Below are 6,000 nucleotides of genomic sequence, written 5' to 3'. Positions count from 1 at the left end.
GCCAGGTCAAGGAGATCGACTTCTCCGACTTCACCATCGCGCTGCCCGCGTTCCTGACGATCGTGGTCATGCCGTTCACCTACTCGATCGCCAACGGCATCGGCGCCGGCTTCGTCAGCTACGTCGTGCTCCGCGCGGTCTCCGGCCGGGCCAAGGGCATCCACCCGCTCATGTGGGCCATCGCGGCCATGTTCATGGCCTACTTCGCGGTCGGCCCCATCCAAGCCGTGTTCGGCTAGCTGGCTTGCAGGCAATGAGGCCGTGAGGTGGCCGTCCTGCGTGTCTGGAGGGACGACACCCGTGATCAGACGGACGACACGGGGCTACGGTCTTGGGCGACGGCCAGTTTCCCTGAATTTCTTAACGGAGGCTTTGTGCCGGACCGTGCTTTCGGCGAGATGTATTGCCCGATCGTCCGGCCCTGAATCGGCTTTCTCGTGAGGGAAGTCCCCTCGAAACGAGGCACACCGCGAGTTCGGCGCGCGGTTGGAGAAAGTAAGGAAAACGCTGGAAAGAACGTTGATCCGGAGCGCTGACGACCTGGGTCGATCACCTGTTCGAGTTCGTGGGAGGAGGTGAGAGTGAATGGCCGGTGGTTCGGTGAAGCTGCCCCCGGAGTTGCAGAAGTTTTTTTTGGTGACGTTGGGGATGTCGTGGCCTGAGGGCAATGATGTGGCGTTGTCGGCGTTGGAGCGGGCGTGGCGTGAGTTCGAGGTGGCCGCGCGCGAGTATCAGGACGCGTTGCGGGCGAGTGGTGCCGGGGTGGACGCGGCGCTGGAGGGGGACACGGGGCAGTTCTTTTCGTCCTTTCTGGGCAAAGACATGGCGTCCGGTGTGGAGGCGCTGGGCGAGGCGTCGGACAGCCTGGCGTCGATGACGAAGACGGCTGCGGCTGATGTGGTGAAGGCCAAGGTCATGATGGTCGCGATGGCGGCGATGGCGTTGGCGACGATTGTGCATTTGCTGGCGACGTTGATTTTCGCGTTCATGGCCGGTGCGGCGATTTTGACGGCGCGTGCTGCGTTGATGGCGGTGTGGCGTGCGCTGGTGGCGAAGATGCAGGCGTTGGCGGCGATGTCGGCGAAGCAGCTGGGTGGCAAGGCGCTGGCGGGGTTGGGTGCGGCCGCGTGGCAGGCGGGGAAGTTCGGGGCCGCGGGCGCGGGGATCATGGGCGGTTTGGATTTGTCGATCCAGGCCGGGCAGGTCGCGGCGGGGAAGCGTGACGGGTTCGACGGTAAATCGCTGCTGGGGTCGTTCGTGGGTGGTGCGCTGGGGGGTGCGTTCGCGGGGATCTTCCACGCGGGTGCGGTGTGGGTGCGGGGTGCGGCGTTGGAGGGGGCGGGTCAGGCGGCCGGCAAGGTCGCCGCCGAAGCGGCGGATGACCTGGCGGCGAAGGTGGCCGCGAAAGAAGCCGCTGATGCTGTGGATGGTGCGGTGCCGGGTGGGGTGACAGGGAAAGCCGGTGGTGAGAAGGCACCGGAGGCCGCTGTCGGCGGGGAGAAGTCGCCGGAGGCGGCGGCGGATGCGGGAAAGGCGGTCGAGGCGCCGAAGCGGGTGGTTCCGGGGTCCGTGGAGGCGTTGGGGCACCTGTCGTACGGGTTTGGTCAGGTGGGGGTGGTGTTCATCACCGCTCCGGTGATCAACGCCGCCACGGGGTCTCCGCATGCGAGCCCGTGGCTGGGGATGCTGGGGGCATTGTCCGGGTTCGGCGGCGGCCGTAGTGGTTCGTCGTCCGCGGGTTCGGGTGCGGGTTCGCTGGACGCGCTGATGTCGGCGCTGGGTCATCTGCCGAGCGCGCCACAGCTGACGATCCCCGAAGCGGGCGCGGTCGCCGCGGATACGAAACCCGGTGCGGACGTCAAGACCAGCGCCGACGTAAAGACCGGCGGAGAGGCGACAGCCCCCACCGACGTCAAGACCGGCCTCGTGGCCGGCGCCAAGACCGAGGGCGGTCTCACCACAGGGGAACGGCTCTTCCTCGAACCGCCACCGTCCTATGCGGACACGATCGCCGCCGACAGCCGAGCGGCCGACCCGGGAGTCACCACGACGACCGGTCACGCACTGGGCGCGGTGTTCACTCCGGCAAGCGCCACCGAGGCCCCCGTTGCCTCGGCGCACACAGGCACCGAGACGGCGACAGTCGAGTCAGGCCACACCGCGGCACCGGCGCTGGGCGAGACCCCTGGCGTGGTTCCCGCCGCCGTTACCCCGGCCGCTCCCGTGGCCGGAGCGAATCCGGCGGCCGTTTCCACCCCGGGAGACACCGGTGCGGGAAGGGCGGCGGCCCCGGAATCCGCGACGGCGCGGCAGCAGGCGAGTACGGCAGGGCCCCTGGACGCCGCCCGCCCCGTCACGGCAGCGGAGCCACGTGGTGCCACGCCGGCCACCACCGTCGCGCGCACCGACGGAACCGGCCCGGCCAGGCCCGAGACGGTCGCGGACGTCGCCGCCGCGCGGCCGGACGCGGTGGCTCCCGCGCTCGAACGGCAGGTCGGTCCGGAACAGACGGCCGCACGGGACAGCGGTGGCGCCGACACGGCGCAGACCGCGGGCAGGACCACCGCCGACGCCACCACCACGGGCCCGGCGCGCGCGGAGCACGATCCGGCGCTCCCCGGCCACGACCGGGCAGCCGACGGCGGCGCCACCACCGACCGGTCCCGGCCCGAGGCCGAGGACGCGATGCCTTCGGCACGGCCGCTGATCTCGCCCGAGCAGGCGGTGATCGGCGCTTCGTTCCTGCCAGACGCCGAAGCGACCACGGTGGCCGACGCGTTCGCCGCCGGCGCGAGCAGGGGCTCCGACGCCGACTTCACCGTGGTGTGGCATTCGTCCACCGAAACCGGTGGGGGAGCGCGCGCCGGCCGGATCGAGAAGGTCGTCGACGCGCTGGCCGACGTGAACCGGAGCCTGTCGGCCACCGGCCAGCCGAAGCCGTGGAACAAACTCATGGTGGTCACCTGCGCGATCACCGACCCCGAGACCGCGCGGTTCGCGCAGCTCGCCCGGGACGCCGGTATCGCCCGGGAGGTGGTGCCCTTCGCCCCCGGACGTCGGGTCGAGGTCACCACGACCGCCCTCCGGCCGCTCGACCCCGGGCAGAACCCGACCCCGGGCGCGGTCCTGCTCGGCAAGGGCGCGGGGTTCGCCGAGGCCGGACCGAGCAGGCAGTCGTCCACCAGCACTCTGGCCTCGTTCGCCGACAGCGATGACGGCGGCTCGACGTTGGCCGGCTCGACGATGGCCGGCTCGCACTACGACGGCTTCGCGGACGGCAAGCCCGCCCGGCCGACCGACCTCCGCTCCGCCCTGCCCATGTACGCGCGTGACGGAGAAGCGCTCGGCGGAGTCACCGTCACCGGCAAGGCCACCGGCGACAAGGAACTCACCGCGCTGGTCCGCGACTTCGTCAAGGAGCTCAAGGGCAAGGAGATCAAGCACGAGACAGGGTTCGGCCAGATCGCCACGCGGCTCACCCGCACGAGGTTCGAAACCCTGCTGCGCTCCGGCCGGACCTTCGGGGTGTGGGCGGACGGCGAGTGGTACTCGGTCAAGATCCGCGCGAAGATGGACCTCGACAACGCCGTCGTCAGGGGGAAAGAACCGTTCGACGTCGGTGTCGGGCACATCAAGGACTTCGAACAGGTCGCCCATACCGAAGGCCGCAACGACACCCGGCCGTGGGTCGTCGGTGGCGGCGCGTCCACGATGCTGGCCACGGCGATGGTGCACGCCTGGGCGTCGGTGACGGCCTTCGTCGGACGCCCGGCCCGGCGGCACATCGCCACCACGACCACCACCAACCTCGGTTCGATCCGGGCGGCCGGTCCCGCCTGGGCGGCGGACACGCGCGTCGACTACGAGGTCACCGTCACCGACAGCCGCGGCCGGGAGAAGACGGGGTCCGTCACCGGGCAGACGGTCAAGCTGATCATCCCGGAGCACCTGCGAGGGCTCGGCAGGCCGCCGAAGACCATGCGCGTGGGCGAGTTCCAGCCGAACTGGGCGGAGCGCATCGAGTTCACGGCGACCGAAGTTCTGAAAGTCAAGGACGAAGCGGCCCTGTTCGACGACGTGGCCGCGGCGCTGGGCCAGAAGGGACGTCCGTCGGCCACGGCGCTGGGAGCACCCGGCTGGAACGAGTTGCGCGAACTCCTGACGGGCACCGGCCTCCGGCCGTCCCTGTCGACGATGCTGTCCGGCACACCGGTGCTCTCCACCGACCTCACCAGCTTCGACGGTTCCGTCCGGCACGCCCTCAAATTCGAGGTGGACAGCCCCCGTAAGAACGATGTCGAGCTCGTCGGCGTGCTGCCGGACGATTCGATGCTCGGCTTCACCAACGTCACGGACATGACCGACACCGCCATTTCCACCGCGACCTCCGGCGGCCAGGTCGAGGTCGGGTTCGGCGGCCTGGCGCCGGTGTCGAAACTGTTCCGGGCCGCGGGCGGGCTCACCGCCGGAGTGGGTTTCCGCCGGGTCCGCAGGGTCGCGACCGGCGCCCACACGAGCTCGGGGGCCGGGCTGTACGCCACCGGCGGTATCGGCGTGTACAAGGTGACCACGAACCTCAAGGTCACGCCCGTCGGCGGCAAGACGATGGAACCGCATCAGATCACCGCGTACGTGCGCATGGGGTTGCCGGAGGCCAAGGCACAGGGGCTGCCGGTGCCGCCTGGTACCTCGGACAAGGTCGTCCCGACCGACGACAAGTTCTTCGAACCGCCTTATCTGCCGACCTCGGCGGCCGGTGGCCAGGTCGCGGCCGGCCTTTTCACAGGCGCCACGAAGGTGTCCCCGGCTGTCGAGAGCTTCGTAGGGTCTCTTCCCGGTTTCGCGAAGTTCCTGCCTGCTCGCGGCGATTTCCTTCCCAGCCCGGTGAAGGTGGATGGGTTCGCACTCCGCGAGCAGCTGGCGAACCTGCGCAAGATCGAGACCGCCTTCTCGGCCACCGCGATGCGGTCCCGGCTCGACAGCCTGATCGGGCCTGGCCTGAAGGTCCAGCTGAAGCGGCGCGGCCTGTTCACCAGCGAGTACGTCGAAGTGCGGGTCAAGGCCAAGCTCTCGGAAGGCGAGCACCTCGGGAAGGCCTACGACCGGACGATCCTCGCCACCGCCGCGCACAGCCCGGTCAACTCCAGCGCGACGGCCACCGAACGCGGCGTGACCGTGGGTGCGGAGGCTCGCGCCGTCCTGGTGCCGGATACGTCGGCGGCGAGCGGGATGGCGGATTTCACCGTCGCGCCGCTGCGTTTCGCCGGCAGCGAGTCGCGGCGGAACGGGGTCGACCTCGAAGCCGAACGCCTCGACTGGAACCTCGGCAGCCAGAACACCCACGTCTTCGCACACGACGTCGACTTCGAGATCGAGGTGCGTACCTTCAGCCGTCCGCGAGCCTGGGTGCGGCGGCTCACGCCGGGCTCTCCCTTCCGGACCGTGCCGGAGCCCACCGTCTACCGGCAGGACGCGATCGGCAGGCCCATCGAGGGCAAGGTCGAGCTCTGGCTCGACGAAGGCGTGGTGTGGAAACAGGACCCGGCCGAATTCGCCAAGGCCGGCACGCGCGAAGACGCCCCGCCGGAGGTGCGCTGGCTGAACCAGGAGGAAACACCGACACTCGCGGAGTTCACGCAGGCGCCGGCCAAGCCCCCGCAATTCATGCGAGCCGAGGCGGTGACCGGGTCTTCACGGCTGCAAGCCTTGCTCGAAGAACTGCTCGGCAAGGTGACCGACGGCGATGCGGTGCTGACCTTGCCGGGCCCGTCCGCGGAGCGTCTCGACCGGATGTTCACCCCGGAACGGCTCCGCACCGAACTGCGTGCTCTCACCACCCACGGTGAGCTGTCCACGGGTCTGCGGTACAAACGCCGGGTCCAGGACCGGGTCGCCGACGTCGGGGTCCGGATGGATCTCGAGAATCCCGTCGTGGTCTCGGTCGGGAGTCACTGGGACGCGGAACGGTCGTTCGTCGGGGGAAGTCACGCCGTCGGCGAG

1 protein-coding gene and 1 pseudogene (1 of these 2 only partly in view) are annotated in these 6,000 nt (G+C 69.8%); both read left to right on the top strand.

Going from position 1 to position 6,000, the window contains the following annotated elements; genetic code table 11:
- Positions 1-239, top strand: a pseudogene (locus DMC61_RS38090) (NCS2 family permease); the annotation flags it as partial.
- Between the two features lie 346 nt (positions 240-585).
- Positions 586-6,000, top strand: partial view of a hypothetical protein gene (locus DMC61_RS38085; RefSeq protein ID WP_125695333.1) — the beginning only. Its footprint extends 22,320 nt past the window's final position; only the first 5,415 of its 27,735 coding nucleotides appear in the window; the start codon lies at positions 586-588; the stop codon falls past the right edge of the window.

This window comes from Amycolatopsis sp. WAC 04169, from assembly GCF_003947535.1.
GTDB classification, from domain to species: domain Bacteria; phylum Actinomycetota; class Actinomycetes; order Mycobacteriales; family Pseudonocardiaceae; genus Amycolatopsis; species Amycolatopsis keratiniphila.
This window is presented reverse-complemented; position numbering and strand designations above follow the sequence as displayed.